This is a genomic window from Paracidovorax oryzae ATCC 19882 (assembly GCF_000687165.1).
GTDB lineage: Bacteria > Pseudomonadota > Gammaproteobacteria > Burkholderiales > Burkholderiaceae_C > Paracidovorax > Paracidovorax oryzae.
This window is the reverse complement of the sequence record NZ_JMKU01000009.1, coordinates 220,969-237,132: the sequence shown is the minus strand read 5'-3', so window position 1 is coordinate 237,132 and position 16,164 is coordinate 220,969. Positions and strand designations below refer to the sequence as shown.

16 protein-coding genes are annotated in these 16,164 nt (G+C 66.0%); 7 read left to right on the top strand and 9 right to left on the bottom strand.

Annotation, left to right across the window (positions count from 1 at the left end; genetic code table 11):
- From T336_RS0109655 to T336_RS0109630, 6 genes are all read left to right on the top strand, one after another.
- The coding region (locus T336_RS0109655) for a methyl-accepting chemotaxis protein (RefSeq protein ID WP_244883911.1) at positions 1-551 on the top strand (551 nt) is incomplete at its 5' end.
- 20 nt (positions 552-571) lie between these two features.
- Complete coding sequence (locus T336_RS0109650) at positions 572-1,111, top strand: chemotaxis protein CheW (RefSeq protein WP_035225606.1); 540 nt, start codon at positions 572-574, stop codon at positions 1,109-1,111.
- Positions 1,112-1,143: 32 nt separating this feature from the next.
- Positions 1,144-2,403, top strand: coding sequence for an EAL domain-containing response regulator (locus T336_RS0109645; RefSeq protein WP_084151397.1), 1,260 nt, complete (start codon positions 1,144-1,146; stop codon positions 2,401-2,403).
- 13 nt (positions 2,404-2,416) lie between these two features.
- Positions 2,417-3,220 (top strand): CheR family methyltransferase, encoded by an 804-nt coding sequence (locus tag T336_RS0109640; protein ID WP_026432375.1) that lies wholly within the window; start codon positions 2,417-2,419, stop codon positions 3,218-3,220.
- Between the two features lie 36 nt (positions 3,221-3,256).
- Positions 3,257-3,739, top strand: coding sequence for a chemotaxis protein CheD (locus T336_RS0109635; protein WP_013595847.1), 483 nt, complete (start codon positions 3,257-3,259; stop codon positions 3,737-3,739).
- A gap of 45 nt (positions 3,740-3,784) precedes the next feature.
- On the top strand, positions 3,785-4,858 hold the full coding sequence (locus T336_RS0109630; protein ID WP_026432374.1) for a protein-glutamate methylesterase/protein-glutamine glutaminase: 1,074 nt from the start codon (positions 3,785-3,787) through the stop codon (positions 4,856-4,858).
- Between the two features lie 40 nt (positions 4,859-4,898).
- Here the strand turns inward: T336_RS0109630 and T336_RS0109625 are convergent, their stop codons facing one another.
- From T336_RS0109625 to pilV, 6 genes are all read right to left on the bottom strand, one after another.
- Positions 4,899-5,504 (bottom strand): GspH/FimT family pseudopilin, encoded by a 606-nt coding sequence (locus T336_RS0109625; protein ID WP_244883910.1) that lies wholly within the window; start codon positions 5,502-5,504, stop codon positions 4,899-4,901.
- Positions 5,501-5,995: a type IV pilin protein gene (locus T336_RS0109620; protein ID WP_026432372.1), complete on the bottom strand. Its 495-nt coding sequence runs from the start codon at positions 5,993-5,995 to the stop codon at positions 5,501-5,503. Before T336_RS0109620 ends, T336_RS0109625 begins: the two co-directional genes overlap by 4 nt.
- Positions 5,992-10,494 (bottom strand): pilus assembly protein, encoded by a 4,503-nt coding sequence (locus T336_RS0109615; RefSeq protein ID WP_026432371.1) that lies wholly within the window; start codon positions 10,492-10,494, stop codon positions 5,992-5,994. Before T336_RS0109615 ends, T336_RS0109620 begins: the two co-directional genes overlap by 4 nt.
- Positions 10,495-10,501: 7 nt before the next feature.
- Positions 10,502-11,080, bottom strand: coding sequence for a pilus assembly PilX family protein (locus T336_RS0109610; protein WP_026432370.1), 579 nt, complete (start codon positions 11,078-11,080; stop codon positions 10,502-10,504).
- Positions 11,081-11,145: 65 nt separating this feature from the next.
- Positions 11,146-12,195 carry a PilW family protein gene (locus tag T336_RS0109605; RefSeq protein ID WP_026432369.1) on the bottom strand — a complete coding sequence of 350 codons (1,050 nt, stop codon included), beginning with the start codon at positions 12,193-12,195 and terminating at the stop codon, positions 11,146-11,148.
- Entirely contained in the window at positions 12,192-12,869 is a 678-nt protein-coding gene (gene pilV, locus T336_RS0109600) for a type IV pilus modification protein PilV (RefSeq protein WP_026432368.1), read from the bottom strand. The genes T336_RS0109605 and pilV overlap by 4 nt, the downstream gene beginning before the upstream one ends.
- Before the next feature lie 80 nt (positions 12,870-12,949).
- Between pilV and ribD the strand changes: the two genes are divergently transcribed.
- The gene (gene ribD, locus T336_RS0109595; protein ID WP_051647107.1) at positions 12,950-14,083 is read left to right on the top strand and encodes a bifunctional diaminohydroxyphosphoribosylaminopyrimidine deaminase/5-amino-6-(5-phosphoribosylamino)uracil reductase RibD; all 1,134 of its coding nucleotides are present in this window, start codon (positions 12,950-12,952) and stop codon (positions 14,081-14,083) included.
- A 35-nt stretch (positions 14,084-14,118) separates the two neighbouring features.
- Here the strand turns inward: ribD and T336_RS0109590 are convergent, their stop codons facing one another.
- The 3 genes from T336_RS0109590 to T336_RS0109580 form a co-directional block, all read right to left on the bottom strand.
- Positions 14,119-14,760 carry a DUF4142 domain-containing protein gene (locus tag T336_RS0109590; protein WP_026432366.1) on the bottom strand — a complete coding sequence of 214 codons (642 nt, stop codon included), beginning with the start codon at positions 14,758-14,760 and terminating at the stop codon, positions 14,119-14,121.
- 68 nt (positions 14,761-14,828) lie between these two features.
- Positions 14,829-15,713 (bottom strand): DUF2243 domain-containing protein, encoded by an 885-nt coding sequence (locus tag T336_RS0109585; RefSeq protein ID WP_026432365.1) that lies wholly within the window; start codon positions 15,711-15,713, stop codon positions 14,829-14,831.
- A 21-nt stretch (positions 15,714-15,734) separates the two neighbouring features.
- On the bottom strand, positions 15,735-16,151 hold the full coding sequence (locus T336_RS0109580; protein WP_026432364.1) for a hypothetical protein: 417 nt from the start codon (positions 16,149-16,151) through the stop codon (positions 15,735-15,737).
- Between the last annotated feature and the right edge of the window lie 13 nt (positions 16,152-16,164).

Sequence of the window (16,164 nt, the reverse complement as noted above, 5' to 3'; positions counted from 1 at the left end):
TGGCCCTGAACGCCGCCATCGAGGCCGCACGGGCCGGCGAGCACGGCAAGGGCTTCGCCGTCGTCGCCGCCGAGGTACGCAAGCTCGCCGAGCGCAGCCAGGTCGCCGCCCAGGAAATCGGCGACGTGGCCAGCTCCAGCGTCGAGCTGGCCGAGCGCGCCGGCACCCTGCTGGGCGAGATGGTGCCCAGCATCCGCAAGACCTCCGACCTCGTGCAGGAGATCACCGCTGCGAGCGAGGAGCAATCGTCCGGTGTCGGCCAGATCAACGCCGCCGTCGGCCAGTTGAGCCAGACCACGCAGCAGAACGCCTCCAGCTCCGAGGAACTCGCCGCTACCGCCGAGGAAATGAGCAGCCAGGCCGAGCAGCTGCAGCAGACCATGGGCTTCTTCAAGCTGGCCGGCAGCGTGCCGGCCCGGGTGCCCTCCGGCGCGCTCCGGAACGCTGCGGCGAGAAAGCCCGCGCAGTCCCGCAAGCCCGGCACCAGCCTCGCCTTCGCGGGCGCCACGGGCGCGGACGGGATCGACGAATCCCAGTTCACCCGCTATTGATGATTGCCGAGGACGCCCGCATGCCCAACGCCAAGCAATCCCCCGCCTCCACGGCCCCGTCCGAGGCGGCCACCGCCGAAGCGGCGCAGTACCTCACGTTCCAGCTGGGGCGCGAAATGTTCGCCATCGGCATCCTTGCGATCAAGGAAATCATCGAATACGGCGATCCGACCACGGTGCCGATGATGCCGCGCTCCGTGCGCGGCGTCATCAACCTCCGGGGCGCCGTGGTGCCCGTCATCGACCTTCAGGCGCACTTCGGCGGCGAGCCCGCGGCCGTGGGCAAGCGCACCTGCATCGTGATCGTCGAAGTCGGTGCGGACCAGGAACGGCAGGTGATCGGCGTCGTGGTGGATGCCGTCAACGAAGTCATCGACATCAGCCCGGCCGACATCGAGCCCCCGCCCCCCTTCGGAGCCCGCATCCAGGCGGACTTCATCCAGGGCATGGGCAAGGTGCGCGACCGCCTCGTGGTGCTGCTGAACCTGGACCGGGCCTTCTCCGCGCAGGCCCTGGCCGAGCTGGCCCGACTGCCGGCGGACTCGGCCGAGTCCCGTTGAAATCCCCGCCGTCCGACCACGCCCGCCACGGAATGACCGCACCGGACCTGTCCCTGCCCAGCGCGGCCGCACCCCGGGTGGCGCCACATGGGGCCGCCTGTTCGGTCCTCATCGTCGATGACAGCCGGACGCAGCGGCAGCATGCCGTGCGGCTCTGCCACGACCTGGGCATCGCACGGGTGCTGGAGGCCTGCCATGGCCGCCAGGCCCTGGAGATGATCGCGGAGATGGTCCCGCAGCCCAGCCTCGCCATCGTGGATCTCGAGATGCCCGAGATGGACGGCATCGAACTCATCGAAGCCCTGCAGCAGCAGGGCCTGCGCATTCCCATCGTCCTGCTGTCGGGACACGGGGACGCCCTGCTGGACTCGGTCCAGTCGCTGGGCACGTCGGTCGTGCGCGGGCTGCACAAGCCGCTGAAAAGCAGCGACCTGCAGGCGGTCCTCGAGCAAGTCCTGTCGCCGTCGGCGCCCCTCCCGGAGCGGCGCCGTGCGCCCCGCATGCCGATCGACGCAGCCATGCTCGAGCAGGCCATCCGGGAGGGGGGCATCACGCCCCACTTCCAGCCGAAAGCGGACACCCGGACCGGCATGCTCCGCGGGGTCGAGGCCCTGGCACGCTGGGACCATCCGGTCCTGGGCATGGTGCCGCCGGACGAATTCATTCCGCTGGCCGAACGCGTGGGACTCATCCACGCGCTGACGCTGTCCATGATGGATCGCAGCTTCCTGCAATGCTCCGCCTGGCAGTCGCGCGGCATGCGGCTCACGCTGTCCATCAACTTGTCTCCGCAGCTGCTGGCCTCTCCGGACATCGTGAACGAGATATGCGCGCGGCAGATGCGGTACGGCCTGGCGCCTTCGCAACTGATGCTGGAAGTCACGGAGGGGTCGATGGTGGAACCCTGCAGCGCCGCGCACTCGGCGCTGGTGCGCCTGCGGCTCAAGGGGTTCGGCCTGTCCATCGACGACTACGGCACCGGGTTTTCCTCGCTGCAGCAGCTCTCGCGCATTCCCTTCACCGAACTCAAGATAGACCGTTCGTTCGTACACGGGGCCCATCACCGCAAGAGCCTGCGCGTGATCCTCGAATCCGCGCTCGACCTGGCACGCCGGCTCAACCTCTCCACGGTGGCCGAAGGCGTGGAACACCTGGAGGACTGGCGCCTGCTCCAGGACTTCGGCTGCACCAGCGCCCAGGGATGGCTCATCGCCAAGGCGATGCCCGGGCAAGACCTGCCCACCTGGAACCGGTCCCACCGGACGCGCCTGGACGCCCTGCGGCTTCCCTGACCACTGCCATCCCATGCCATCCAGAACCATCTCCGATCACGACTACGGGCATTTCCAGCGCTTCATCTTCGATGCGGCCGGCATCACCCTGTCACCGGCGAAGAAAGCCCTGGTCTGCGGGCGCCTGGCCAAGCGCCTGCACGCGACCCGGGTGGCGGGATATGCGGAATACTTCGCGCTACTGCGAAGCGGCCAGGATCCCGCCGAAGTGCAGATGGCGATCGACCTGCTCACCACCAACGAAACCTATTTCTTCCGCGAATCGCGGCATTTCGAGCTGCTGCGCAGCGCCGCGCAGCAACCCGGCGCCACCTCGCCGTTCCGCGTGTGGAGCGCCGCCAGCTCCAGCGGCGAAGAGGCCTACAGCATCGCCATGGTCCTGGCGGACTGCCGCGGCAGCCAGCCCTTCGAGGTGGTGGGCACCGACATCAGCACGCGCATGCTGGACAAGGCCCGCACCGGCCACTACCCCGAGCAGCGCGCCCGCCAGATCCCCCAGCCCTACCTGCGGCGCTTCTGCCTGAAGGGCCAGGGGCCCCAGGCGGGAACGCTGCTGGTGTCGCGCGAGCTGCGCCAGAAGGTCCGCTTCCTCCACGCCAACCTGAACACCCGGCTCCCCGACCTGGGCAGCTTCGACGTCGTGTTCCTGCGCAACGTGATGATCTACTTCAACGGCGACACCAAGCGCGACGTGGTGGCCCGCGTGATCTCGTTCATCCGGCCGGGCGGGTACCTCTATATCGGCCACTCGGAGAGCCTGCACGGCATCGACGCCGCCATGGTGCAGATCGCACCCTCGGTCTATCGCAAGCCATGATGTCCGGAGCCGCACGTGCCGACGTCTTTCAGGCCCATGGACGTCTTCCTCCAGCCGGGGGAATACTTCGTGGGTGACGACACCATGCGGCTGCGCACCATGCTGGGCTCCTGCGTGGCGATCACGCTGTGGCACCCCGCGCGCCGCATCGGCGCCATGTCGCACTTCCTGCTGGCCGACCGCGGCCGCCCCGCCCGGCCCGGCGAACTGGACGGCCGCTACGGCGACGAGGCGCTGGAGCTGATGGTGCGCGGCCTGCGGCGCCAGCGCGTGTCCATCGCCGAATGCGAGGCCAAGATCTTCGGCGGCGGCAACATGTTCCCCACCCGGCCACGGCCAGCGATGGACTCCGTCGGCACCCGCAACGGCCACGCCGCACGGCAACTGCTGGCCGGGCGGGGCATCGGCGTCCGCAGCGAACACCTTTTCGGCGACGGCCACCGGCAGGTGGTGTTCGACGTCGCCAGCGGCGCGGTCTGGGTCCGCCAGGTCCCGCCGGCCGCACTGCGGCAGCCGTAGCCGGACTCCCCCTTCCAGCGCTTCACAGCAAAGCCAACCATTCCCATGAAACCCATCCAAGTCATCGTCGTGGACGATTCCGCCGTCGTGCGCCAGGTACTCACCGGCCTGCTCGGGGAGGCGCCCGGCATCGAGGTGCTGTATGCGGCAGCCGACCCGCTGCTGGCCATGGAGCGCATGAAGCAGCAATGGCCGGACGTGATCCTGCTGGACGTCGAGATGCCCCGCATGGACGGCATCACCTTCCTGCGCAAGATCATGGCCGAGCGCCCCACGCCCGTCGTCATCTGCTCCACCCTCACGGAAAAAGGCGCCCGGACCACCATGGAGGCACTCGCGGCCGGCGCGGTGGCCATCGTGACCAAACCCCGGCTGGGCCTCAAGAGCTTCCTGACCGAGAGCGCGGACGAACTGGTCGCCACCGTGCGCGCCGCAGCGCGCGCCAACGTGCGGCGCCTGGCCCGGCAGCCTGCGGCGCCCGCGATGGCGCCCCCGCCCGGCAAAAACACCGCCGACGCCATCCTGCCGCCCGGCGCGGGCCGCGCGATGGCCCAGACCACGGAGCGCGTGGTGGCCATCGGCACCTCCACCGGCGGCACGCAGGCGCTGGAAGAAGTGCTCACCGCCCTGCCCCGCGTATGCCCCGGCATCGTCATCGTGCAGCACATGCCGGAAAAGTTCACCGCCGCCTTCGCCAGCCGCCTGGACGGCCTGTGCCGCATCGCCGTCAAGGAAGCCGAGAACAATGACCGCGTGGTACCGGGCCGCGCGCTGATCGCCCCGGGAGGAAAGCACATGCTGCTGCGCCGCAGCGGCGCGCAATACCACGTCGAGGTGCTCGACGGCCCCCTGGTGAACCGCCACCGTCCCTCCGTGGACGTGCTGTTCCGCTCCGTGGCCAAGAGCGCAGGCGCCAACGCCCACGGCATCATCATGACCGGCATGGGCGACGACGGCGCCGCCGGCCTGCTCGAGATGCACCAGGCCGGCGCCCGCACCACCGCCCAGGATGAAGAGAGCTGCGTGGTCTTCGGCATGCCGAAGGAGGCGATCAAGCGGGGGGGCGTGGACAAGGTCCTGCCGCTGTCGGCGATCTGGCGGGAGATCGGGGGGGCTTAGCGGGGAGGATGCTCGCCGCCGGAAGCCGGTCGGTTGATCGTCAATTCCCCCCGCTGGAGCATGCGGCATCGGTCGCCGACGCAGGTTTGCAGACGCGCACGCGACCTGTCTTGAAGATGATGACCCGTCGCGTCTGCTCCAGCAACGCCGCATCGGAAAGATCGTTGCGCGCGATTTCCATGGTGACGTTGCCGAAATCCTTCACATAGCCCGAAGAGTTGAAGAAGATGGCGGGCGTACTGCCTGTCGCGGTACCGGTACCGGTCACGGAAAAATACGATGCCAGCGCCGGCTGGGTGGACAACACGAGGTCCTTGGTCGCGTCAAAGGAACCATCGCCATCGATATCCACGAATGCCGTCCATCCTCCCGCCCAGGAACTGCCCGAGGCGGGGACCACCCCCGCGTTCATATTGCGCTTCATGGCCTCCGTGCGGGCCGAATTGATGCTTGAAAGCAGTCCGTTGGCGGCAGAGGTGAGTTCGGAATTGCGCTGGAAGCTTACGAAGCTCGGGATTCCGATGCGCAGGAGCACCGCCACCAGCACCATCGTCACCATGAGCTCAATCAGGGTGAAGCCCCGGGCACGCCATGCGGCCTGGCGGATCTGGCGAGCATGCAGCCCATGGGACATATGCAGCTTCATGGCCAGCACAGCTTGGGATTGGTGCTGCTGGCCGTGCCGGTGCATGACTTCACTCCCGTACTGGTCATGGAGAGATCGCCCACGGCGGGGTCGGCCTTGACCGGGCTGGCCACTACCTTGACGCAGTCCGAAAGAGTCAGGGTGCTGCTGCAGGTCGTGGCCGACAGCTGGTAGCTGGCCGAGCCGAGGCTTTCGCCCGCATACGTCTTGAAAGGCACCGTGAAGGAGGTAGCGATACCACAGGCAGTATTTGTCGTAGCGGTCGCAGTACCTCCGCTATTGCTGAATCCGAGGTAACAATTGCGCTGCGTCAGGAAACGCTCCTGTTGCTGCATCAGTTCCGCCAGCGCGGTGCGTGCCTGGGCTCGTCGGCCCTTGAGCACCGAATCGTTATAGGCGGGATAGGCCACCGCCGCCAGGATGCCGACGATCGCCACGACGATCATCAGCTCCAGCAGGGAAAAACCACGGATCGAACGATGTTGTGTCATGGGGTTGTCGCATCCTTGCGCAGTTGCCGGTAATCGTAGATCTGCCGCCAGCTAAGCCGGCCGACCACCTCCTGCACCGTGGTGCTCTTGCCCTCAGTAACGCCAGAGGAGCCTGTCTGCAGACTGCGCTTCATGATCGTGCGCACAGCTTGGCCGGTGCTATCGTAATTGGTCACCGTGGAACTGGCGGTGTCCTCGATCACCACGAATGCGCTCAACAGGCCCACCCTGGATTCGGCAGTGGAGCCATTGCCGAGGGAGACATCCAGAGTGTATTGGCGGCCGGAGCCCGGATTGGCGTCGCAGGCACCGGCAGAGGCGACATCTCCGGGAATGACCGTGCTAAATGCCACCGTCAGCCCGCCCAGATCGGTGAAACCGCTGATGGATCGCTCTCCGGAAGTCGGCAGATCTATATACCAGCCGGCACGCTGGGTGGTGTCCCCGTCGCTCTGGGGCCTTCCCCATTTGAAGCTGGGGACCGTCACCGTTTGCGCCGACGTGCTCACCGTGCCTGCAGTCATCCGGCTGCGCCCGGATATGGCAGACGTGGGGTTGGAAGAGTCTGCTGTGGTGGATCCATTATCGTAGAGCGCATATACGCTCTGCGCCCGGGTGGAAGTCCGGTCCGATGATTCCAGGTACTTGCCCGTACCCACCAGCACGTAGAACGTTTCCTTGCCGTTCACGATCGGGCCGGTGAAGAGCTGGGGTGCCGACGTGATCGGCTGCACATTGCCGGAGGCATCCTTGGCGATGAAGAACGGATAAGGTGTTCCTCCAGACCCGAAACTGCTCAGGCCGGCAACCGTCCAGTTGCTGGTGGCCTTGTAGCCATAAGACGTACAGGACGTATCGGTGGCGCTGCTTCTGGTGCAGGTGAAATCCAGCTTCCAGACCTTGCCATGCAGGTCACCGGCATAGATCTGCGTCACGTCGCCGGCAAGGGAGTAGAGCGGCGTGAAATTCGCCATACCCGTGGCTACGGTGGCCGCCACAGCCGTATCCACAGGGAAAATCAGCTTGAAATAGTTAGTCCCTTCGACCCAGGCATCCCCCGAGGCCTTGTCCAGCGCGAGCAGGAAGAGCGCCGGACGGCCACCGCCGCCGCCGTTGTCGAAGCTGCTGGAATAATTGTCCGCGCCGCTGGCCACGACGGCAAACCAGCGATAGGTATCTGCGCCGGTTCGGAACTTGAGGATCTGCGGACGTCCGACCACGAAACCCATGTCTGCATCATCAGCGCCAGTGAATTCCCACAGCGCATTGCCGGCTGCAAAGGTTTCAGGCTTGGAGACCTCGAGCGCGAACACACCCCGGCCGCCGGCGCCTGTACCGGAAACAAGCACGGTCTTCCAGTCGGTGGCATTGCCAGCACCCGACGTAAATGCAACCTGAGCCTCTCCCACGGCCGAGGGTGCGTCGACATAGGCCTGGTGGTTGTTGACGTAGGTCGGCGAAGTAAGGGCCGAGAGCTTGGGGCCCATCCAGCTGGGAATATAGGCAAACAGCTCATCGCCTGCGGTGATTCCCTTGCCAGTATCCGTCTGCGCCGCGAAGGCGTGCAGCATGCCATCGTTCGCACCTGCGAACACTACTGGAGAACGACCGGCATTCTCAGTTTTGAACAACGCATAGCTGTTACCCGTGAAGGCTGCCGCAGGCGGGCCGGAGAATGTGACTCCGGAGTTCACGATATCCCCCAGAAGTTCCGTACGTACCCGGAATTGCGCACCGGCGCCTTCATTGGTGCGTACACCACGCAGGTAATTCAACCGGTCAGGCCCCAGCGAATCCGCCGTAGCGCTCGGCGAGGCCTTGCTCAGAGATGTCTGCATCGCTTTGCCGTTGATTGCGCTCCAGGTGAACTCCGTCGCAGCCAGACGGCTGCCATGGCCGGCGAAAATCTTCCGATCGGCAGCATTTTTGATTTTCAGGCGGGCAGCGGCACTCCACACCGGATTAGACGACACGGAAAGGCCAACCGACGAACCGGTCCCGGATCGAGTGATCTGCTCGGCAATCACGTCGCCAGTCCATGAAGCGACGTCGAACTTCGCGGAATACAGGAAATTGTCGGTACTGGCCTGCACGCGAGAAGCAGAGGAACTTCCGGCGATGCTGCGCGCACTTCCGATCGAATTCTCGAAGATCGCCCTGAACGCGGCAAGCACGCCACGCGCATCGCTCTGAAGATAGTAGCTGGATGCCTCACCGGGCGCACTTGGCTTTTGCCAGACGTTGTTGTCGTTCGTGTCGGTGATCTGGTTCCTGAAAGGATTGCCGTAGGTGTTGTAAGGATCCGGCGAACCGCTCGATGACGACGAGGAAGTCGAATTGAAGCCACCGTATTTGGCGGCCATGAAGAACTGGTTGCGCGTCTGCCGGGTCGCGGTGTCGTTCTGGGTTGCGTATTCGTTCACGTCGAACAGGAACGTCTTCACGCGCAGGCCGGGGCGCTGCTTGGTGGTCGCCGCAGTCCACCGGGTGCCGCGGATGTCCTGGGTATGCGCCCAGTAGGCGTACCCCATGATCTGGCTGGTCTGGCTGCTGGAAGGAACGTTCGGATTGGGCGTGTTCGGATTGAAGGTAGTACGGTTCGCGCCCTGGCCGTCCACGTAGGCCATGGAGGTGCCCTTCTCGAACGACTGAACCACCTGGTGCCACGTCCGGAAGTTCGTGGCATTGTTGGCAGGATCATCGGAGGTGGGAATGTTGCGCCAATTGCCGTCGTGGGTGTTGATGTCCCCGATTACCACAATGTTGCTGCGCACGCACGAATAGTTTTCGGAGGAGGAACGCGACCCACCATAAGGGTCGATGTTCGTCCAGTCGGTATAGACGGGATAGCCGTCGTACAGCGCGCTGCCGGCGGAAGGAGTGCCCAGGCCGGAAATCGCATCCGCAGTGGGCGGCAAGCCCTGCATGTAGCGCAGCGCCTGGTAATACAACTCCCCGACCGGATCGTATTGCTTGTAGCGCCCCGGCACGGGCCCGGTTCGTCCGAACTGGTTCAGGTAGTTGATCACCCCGCTGATGCCGAAGACAGTATCCGATTCGGGATTCTTGTTGAAGATGCCAGTGTTGATATTCCACTCGGACTTCGCATTCGTCGCGGTCTCCTCGCGCCCCAGTACATCGAAGGTCTTCTGACCGACGTATTTCATGGGTGCACGAAGAACGCCACCATAGCGGCCATTGTTATAGCTCGCCGTTTGGTCCATCAGGTAGCCAAAAGCCGCCAGCCTGAGCTGGTCGGAATACTTCTGGATCACGCCCACGGGCTTGTAGTTGCCACTCGGGTATTGGGTACACAGGCCGTAGTCACGGATATCCTGCAGCAGGTCGCCGGTCTTGTTGCAGACCTGCACGCGTGAATAGAAAAAGCCGTCGGAATTGAGGGTCGTGGTTTGAGGGGGCTGCCATGTGCCCGCGTAGGGGCGCGTGTAGCAACTCTTGCCCTTGCCGGGGGCAGGATCGCCGATCACCTGATAGTTGCAATTGATGCCATTCGAGGCGGGGACAATCGCCCAGTTTCCTCGCGGGGCCAGGAGGGTGGGAGGAACACCGAACCACACCTCACGCACGCCGGTGAAGTTGCACATTGCGTTTTCCGCTGTGCACAGCACGGCGTCGTTCGGCAAGGCTACGTTGTTCTGGTAGGTGGTCGTGCCGCGGCTCTGCGTCGTGGTGGGAGCGCCAAGCGTATATCCACTGGTGTCGGAGCAGGATCCCGCGGCGGACGCCCCCGCCCGGAAGTACACCCGGTTCAGGGTGTTGGCCACCCAGATGTCGTTGCCGTTGGCGCCGGTCACCATGGCATTCGGCACCGCGCCCCAATAGGAGTTCGCCCCTCCCCCGTCCTTCGCCAGCCGCTTAGCCGGGAAGTTGTTCGAGTTCCACATGCAGATGGGATCGCCGTTCGGCAGCACGGCCCGCTGCAGGATGGTCAGCGTCGAGGTATCGACATAGCGGTCCCCACCGGAGAGCGCAAGGCGCAGCATGTCCACAGCCGAATTGGTGGCCCAGTTCAGGAAGTTTCCGCTGAAGGCATCGCTGCACTTGCGGTTCGTGGCTCTTCCTATGGGATCGAAGCGTTTGTAATCGGCGGCAGTCCTCCCGCTTTCCGGCGTCTCGGTCGGTGCGTCGTTGTATTGGTAGCAGCTTTCCGCGTCGTAATAGCCGAGGTATTCCTTGGTGTTGGCGTACGAATCATCGGTGTTCGTATTGGGCACGTTGACGTACTGGGCGCCTACGGTAGGAAACTCCACCGACAGGGCCAGGGCCATGGTGGGTTTGTCCTTCACGTTCACCGCGTACAGCGGATCACTGGATAGATTGATCGGCGGCGTGGTGACGGGAGAGCCGGCGCCGATCGCCAGGAACGACGTTCCGAAGGCGACGAGGCCTGCAAGAATGGCCACGGCACCGAGGAACGGCTTGTTGATGAAGCCCCGCTGACGCAGGGAGGGCCGGTGGGATGGACTCTGGGAGTTCATGGCGGGCTCAGTTTCTGTAGACGATCTGCAGGACGCCCTGAGTGGAGGCACTGGGGCCGAATCCCATGGCGGTCACGCGGTAGATGTATTTGCGGTCTTTGGGCGCCGTGGTGCGGGCGCCCTCAGGGTCTTCCACCAGTTCGATCACGTAGCGCGGCGGAGCGGCCGGCTGCAAACCAGCCTGGCCCGACGGAAAAGCACGGCCGGTGAACGTGCCAAAGGCCACGGATTGGGGGTTCGTGGACGAGGCCAGATCCACCGTCAACCATGCAGGCGCCACGCCAGGCAGGGTGTAGCAAAGACCCAGGTTCTTGGCGCTTTGATCTCCCCCGCAACCCGGAAGGAACTTCGTGACGTCCGTGCTGCCCCGCTTGAAGACTTCTCCACGCTTGGCAACGGTGGCGGCATCGGGTTTGCCGAGGATGTCCAGCTCCGCATCGATGAGTGCTGCCTCCGCGGACTGCCACGCCACCTGCTTGTCGCGGTCGTTGCGGGTCGAGCGTTCGCCCATCATCGAGATCTGGATTCCCGCCACGCCCAGGATGGAGACCACCACGAGTATCAGCAGGACGACGATCAGCGACATGCCAGCTTCCGACCGGCCACAGGGCGCACCGCTTCGTGCGCTTAGTTCAGGCTGATATCTGGACATCATCCAGGCTCCCGCTGGTTGTTGCGCAAATGCACGGTGAAAGTGACCACCTGCCGAAGCCGGCCATCGGCCGCGGGAGTGAACACGGTGCCGGGGTCGTTGGTGGCATCGGCGAACATGCTGCCGATGGCCCCTCCGCCCGACCCTTTGGCAGTACCCAGGGGGTAGAAGGTCTGGGAGGTGCGATCCACGGCCGAGTTCGGCGCGGCCCGCAGCACCATGCCGATCCGGATGCTGCGCACACGGCGCCAGTTTGCGGCCGAGATCAGCGAATCGGACACCGTGATCTGATCGGCGCGCAGGAAGCGGTCCTGCACGCTGTCCACCGTAGAAGCCGCGGGCATGGTGGCATTGTTGGCGGGAATGCCGTCCACGCCGTAGAGCACCTGGAAATCCTCGACGCCGGAGATCAGGGGAAGCGGGTCGGACTGCGAGAGATTTCCCGTCGCAGGATCGCGTGTCCAGGTCGTGCACATCAGTGCGGGCTCGCCGTCATTGCTGATTGCGACATGCAGCACGCTCGTCACCCGGTCATAGCGATCTTTCGCACCCACCTGGGGGGTGTTGCCGGAGCAGTCGATCATTCCCTTGTCCGTCTTGGTGGCATCGCTGTTGGATGTGGCCGGCTGGAACCGCAGCACAAGCACGTCGCTGCCGTATCCCAGGCTGCCTGAAGTACGGGCTGTACTGGCTTCGTACCAGTTGTCTGACGATGCGCGCGCCTTGTTGTTGAAACCATAGACGAAGGTATTGGGCACAGCAGACGGATCGAGCCCGGTGGTGCTGGCGCTTTCATCGTAGGCTGCATGGAACAGATCGCGGTAGCCCGCCTGCACGCCCAAGCGCTGGACCATGTCTTCCACAAAGCGGGCGTTGTCGCGCAGTTGTGATGCAGCGTCGACGTTGTTGAAGCCCTGCCGGGCGACCACGAGGCTCACGGCCGCGGCCAGCACGATCAGCAGGCTGATGACCATGGCGACCATCAGCTCTACGAGCGTCAGGCCGTTCTGCCGTACCCGGCGGGTCACGGGATGGGGAAAGCGGGTCATAGCGAAGGGGCCCCCATCGGGTTGCCGCTCGTAACGGGAAACACCACGTAGGGATAGCTGCCGGTGGCCGTGGCGGTTTCCACGCCATCGCTGGTAGCAGACGCGCGCAGCGTGGATTTACGGGTCCAACCGATCTTGATCACTGCGACTTCATCCACACCAGCAGTTCCAGCAGTGCAATTCCATTGCGGCATGCCGTTGCTGTCGTAGGGGGCCTTGTCGAAGCAGATGACCACCCGCGCACCGGGCAGGGCGGCATCCACCCGCGTGAGCCAATCGGTCAATTCCGCGCGCGCAACGGCCGTGCCATCAGCACAGGCGGACGACGACGCCACGCCCAGGCAGTAACTGGCGGTTGCCGGGGCCAACGGGCTTTGCAGATTGATGAGGTACGGGTTCAAGCTGGCATCACTCTTGATGCCGATCTGGTTGTTGCCGCGCATCATCTCCGCCATTTCGCGAGCCAGGTTGGCTGCCTGGGCCTGCAGGCGGGCCTCGCGCGTCGATTGCAGCGCGAAGGCCTGCACCCCGACCAGCCCCAGGATCCCAAACGAGAGCACCACGATGGACACCAGGACTTCGATCAGGGTAAACCCTGATTCCCAACGCCGCGGCGATGCCCTTTCCGCCCGCCCGCGCGAACGTAAGGAGTACAACAAACTGTTATCGGCCATGCCGGAATCTTAGGGCGGGTGCGTGTGCCTGGCGATGCCGTTCGGCAGGCCAACCGGACCAGTCGGCGCAAAATGCCGGGATGTCCACGCCTTTCTCCCCGGCCTCTCCCCCTACCGATTTCATGCAGCTTGCGCTCCGGCTGGCGGAAGAAGGGCTATACAGGACCTCCCCCAATCCCCGCGTGGGATGCGTGCTAGTCAATGCCAGCCAGCAGGTCATCGGCCAGGGATCGACCCAGCGCGCCGGAGGCTCCCATGCGGAGGTCATGGCCCTGCGCGATGCCCGGGCCCGGGGCCACATCACCCGGGGAGCCACGGCATATGTCACCCTGGAGCCCTGCTCCCACCACGGCCGCACTGGCCCCTGCTGCGATGCGCTGGTCGAAGCTGGCATCGCCCGTGTGGTCGCCTCGCTGGGTGACCCCAACCCGCGCGTCGCCGGCCAGGGGTTCGAGCGCCTGCGCGCTGCGGGGGTCGAGGTGGAAGTGGGCCCGGGCGCAGAGGCCTCACGGGAGTTGAACATCGGCTTTCTCAGCCGCATGGTGCGGCGCATGCCCTGGGTGCGGCTGAAATCCGCCGCGTCCCTGGACGGCATCACGGCACTGCCGGACGGGCAGAGCCAATGGATCACATCCGCCGCGGCGCGCGCCGACGTGCATACCTGGCGCGCACGGGCCTGCGTGGTCCTCACCGGCGTGGGCACCGTGCTCGCGGACAATCCGCGGCTGGACGTGCGCGAGGTGCCCACCGAACGCCAGCCCTGGGTCGCGGTGCTCGACAGCCGGCTGCGCACCCCGCCGGATGCCGCATTGTTGCGCGCGCAGGCGCGTGACGTCGTGATCTATTGCGCGGTCCGGGACGAACCGCGGGAGAGCGCGCTCCGCGCATCCGGAGCGACAATCGTGCATATGCCGGGCCCCGATGGCAGGGTTGCCTTGCGCGCCGTGATGGCGGACCTCGCAGCGCGAGAGGCCAATGAGGTGCATGTGGAAGGAGGCGCCATCGCCAGCGGGGCGCTGTGCGCGGCCGGCCTGGTGGACGAGGTGCTGCTCTACCTCGCTCCCAAGCTCCTCGGACAAGGAAGAGGCATTGCGCCGTTCGGCCCCCTTCCGGACCTGGGAGAGGCGCTCGGGCTCACTATCCGTTCGGTCGCCCAGGTCGGGCCGGATCTGCGGGTGTGTGCGAGGATGAACGACCGAGAATCCATGGCCTGAACCGCATCGCTTCTACCCCGCGGATCGGCACCAGACTACGGCTTGCGGGCGGCATCCACCTTGTCCCCGCTCACCCCCACCTCCCCCGCCACCTGCTGCGCCATCTCCAGATGCTGCTTCAGCTTCGGCAGCGTCTTCTGCGCGAAAGCCTTTACCTCCGGGTCACGCGCATCCCGGGCACCCTTCTCGAAAAGCTCGATCGTGTCCCGGTGCGCCTGCAGCCCCATGCTCTCCATGTAGCGCTTGTCGAAGTCCGTGCCGTCGGCGGTGCCCAGCAGCTTGAGCTTGCCTTCCTGCATCAGCGACGGCCCTTCGGGCACGCGCACGTTCTTCCCGGCGGCGAGGGCGGCCAGTTCCTGGTTGGCTTTGGTGTGGTCGTCCACCATCTGCTGCGCGAAGGCGCGCACCTTGGGGTTTCGGGCTTTCTGCAGCGCCAGCTGGCTGCTCTTGACCTCGGCATGGCCGTTGTGGGCGGCATCGTCCAGGAAGGACTTGTCCGCCCGCGTGAGGCGCGACGCCTGCCCTTCCGCGCCGTCCACGGCCCGGGCGGCGCCGGCCCGGGGCTGCTCGTGGGTGGGCGACTGGGCCGGCGGCTGGGATTGCGCGGCGGCTCCGGCAGCGTAGGCGACGCACGCCAGGGCGACGGAGGCGGAAATCATCAGGTGGCGGTGGTTCATGGAATGCTCCTTCTTGCAGTGATGAAAAGGAAAGGAAAGGGGAAAGGAAGGGAAAGGAATGCCCGCGCTCACGCGGAAGGCCCGGCGCCCATCCAGGAAAAGCATCCCCAGCGCAGCCGCGAATCGCTCACCAGCCAGGCGCCCTGCCGGTACAGGCGGCCAGCCTGCGCAGGGTCGTCCACGCGCACGGCCCACAGCGCTCCGGACCGGTCCGCCCAGACCACGCGCGCATCGGCAGCGGAAAGGCGCCCCATGGCGTCGGCCGCGGAAATTCCCGGCCGGAACAGCACCATCACATCGCCGCCCCGGTCGCCCTGCGGCCACAGCGAGGCCAGCGCTGCGCCACCGACCAGCAGCACGGCGGCCAGCCAGCGATGCGCCACACCGGGGCTGGAGCCCCGCATGGCCGGCTGCGCAGCGGGACGGTCCGCGGGCATGCGGCGGCCATCACCGCCAGGGCCGCTTCCGCGGCCTCCCGGCAGGGATTTCAGCAGGCCCCAGCCCAACCACAGCGGCACCAGACCGAATACCGCCAGCCAGCCGATGTCCCACAGCAGCGGTATCTCCGCCGCGTCGCGCACGCGGTGCAGGCCCAGCAGCCAGTGCGACAGCACGGCGTCCAGCAGGTGCCAGAGCCCGAAGCCGAGCAAGGCACTGCCGGCCAGGCGCCGGTCCGCGCCGGCTGCGGCGAGCAGGTCACGCGCCTTCCACAGCCGCCACAGCCCGGCGGCCGCGATGACATACATCAGGGCATGGAACAGCCCGTCCGCCAGGATCTGCGCGCGGATGTCTTCCAGCACGGGGGAGCGCACGCGACTCAGCAGGTGGTGCCACTGCAGCACTTGGTGCAGCAGGATGCCGTCGAAGAAGCCGCCCAGGCTGAAGCCGATGCAGCCACCGGCCCAGGCCAGCGGGCGCAGGCTGCGGCCTGGCGGCAAGGTGTCTTCACGCATCGTGCAGGCCGGCCGTGCCGGTCAATGCTGGTGTCCGCGGTCGCGCGTCTCGCCGGTCAGCGCCGCACCCTGGCGGGAGGACGGCATGGGCCCATCGGGCTGGTCGCCGCCGTAGTCGAGCCCCAGGCCCCGTGCCGAGCCGGAGGAATCGACCGATGCGATCGGCCCGGTCTGCAGCCGGTCCGAATGCTGGTCGCCGGGACGCTGGCGCTCGCGGTTGCCGTAGGTGCTCTCGTCGCCGCTGGCGCCGAACCGGCGCGCGCCTTCGCCGGTGGCGAGGTTCTCCGCGCCGGCGGGGGTGGCGGCGGGACGGGCGTCGTCGCGCATGCCGTACTGGTCGTAGTGGCCGGTGTCGCGCCGGCGTTCCGGCCCGGAAGCCGCGATCGCTTCGCGGGAAGTGTCGGGCAGGTTCGGGTTGGAGGTGTCGTCAGGCTTCATGGTTTCCTCTGCA

What these genes read in the sequence shown, in the direction of transcription:
- T336_RS0109650 (WP_035225606.1), top strand. Translation starts at nt 572, where the DNA reads ATGCCCAACGCCAAGCAATCCCCCGCCTCCACGGCCCCGTCCGAGGCG.
- T336_RS0109645 (WP_084151397.1), top strand. Translation starts at nt 1,144, where the DNA reads ATGACCGCACCGGACCTGTCCCTGCCCAGCGCGGCCGCACCCCGGGTG.
- T336_RS0109640 (WP_026432375.1), top strand. Translation starts at nt 2,417, where the DNA reads ATGCCATCCAGAACCATCTCCGATCACGACTACGGGCATTTCCAGCGC.
- T336_RS0109635 (WP_013595847.1), top strand. Translation starts at nt 3,257, where the DNA reads ATGGACGTCTTCCTCCAGCCGGGGGAATACTTCGTGGGTGACGACACC.
- T336_RS0109630 (WP_026432374.1), top strand. Translation starts at nt 3,785, where the DNA reads ATGAAACCCATCCAAGTCATCGTCGTGGACGATTCCGCCGTCGTGCGC.
- T336_RS0109625 (WP_244883910.1), bottom strand. Translation starts at nt 5,504, where the DNA reads ATGAAGCTGCATATGTCCCATGGGCTGCATGCTCGCCAGATCCGCCAG.
- T336_RS0109620 (WP_026432372.1), bottom strand. Translation starts at nt 5,995, where the DNA reads ATGACACAACATCGTTCGATCCGTGGTTTTTCCCTGCTGGAGCTGATG.
- T336_RS0109615 (WP_026432371.1), bottom strand. Translation starts at nt 10,494, where the DNA reads ATGAACTCCCAGAGTCCATCCCACCGGCCCTCCCTGCGTCAGCGGGGC.
- T336_RS0109610 (WP_026432370.1), bottom strand. Translation starts at nt 11,080, where the DNA reads ATGTCGCTGATCGTCGTCCTGCTGATACTCGTGGTGGTCTCCATCCTG.
- T336_RS0109605 (WP_026432369.1), bottom strand. Translation starts at nt 12,195, where the DNA reads ATGACCCGCTTTCCCCATCCCGTGACCCGCCGGGTACGGCAGAACGGC.
- pilV (WP_026432368.1), bottom strand. Translation starts at nt 12,869, where the DNA reads ATGGCCGATAACAGTTTGTTGTACTCCTTACGTTCGCGCGGGCGGGCG.
- ribD (WP_051647107.1), top strand. Translation starts at nt 12,950, where the DNA reads ATGTCCACGCCTTTCTCCCCGGCCTCTCCCCCTACCGATTTCATGCAG.
- T336_RS0109590 (WP_026432366.1), bottom strand. Translation starts at nt 14,760, where the DNA reads ATGAACCACCGCCACCTGATGATTTCCGCCTCCGTCGCCCTGGCGTGC.
- T336_RS0109585 (WP_026432365.1), bottom strand. Translation starts at nt 15,713, where the DNA reads ATGCGTGAAGACACCTTGCCGCCAGGCCGCAGCCTGCGCCCGCTGGCC.
- T336_RS0109580 (WP_026432364.1), bottom strand. Translation starts at nt 16,151, where the DNA reads ATGAAGCCTGACGACACCTCCAACCCGAACCTGCCCGACACTTCCCGC.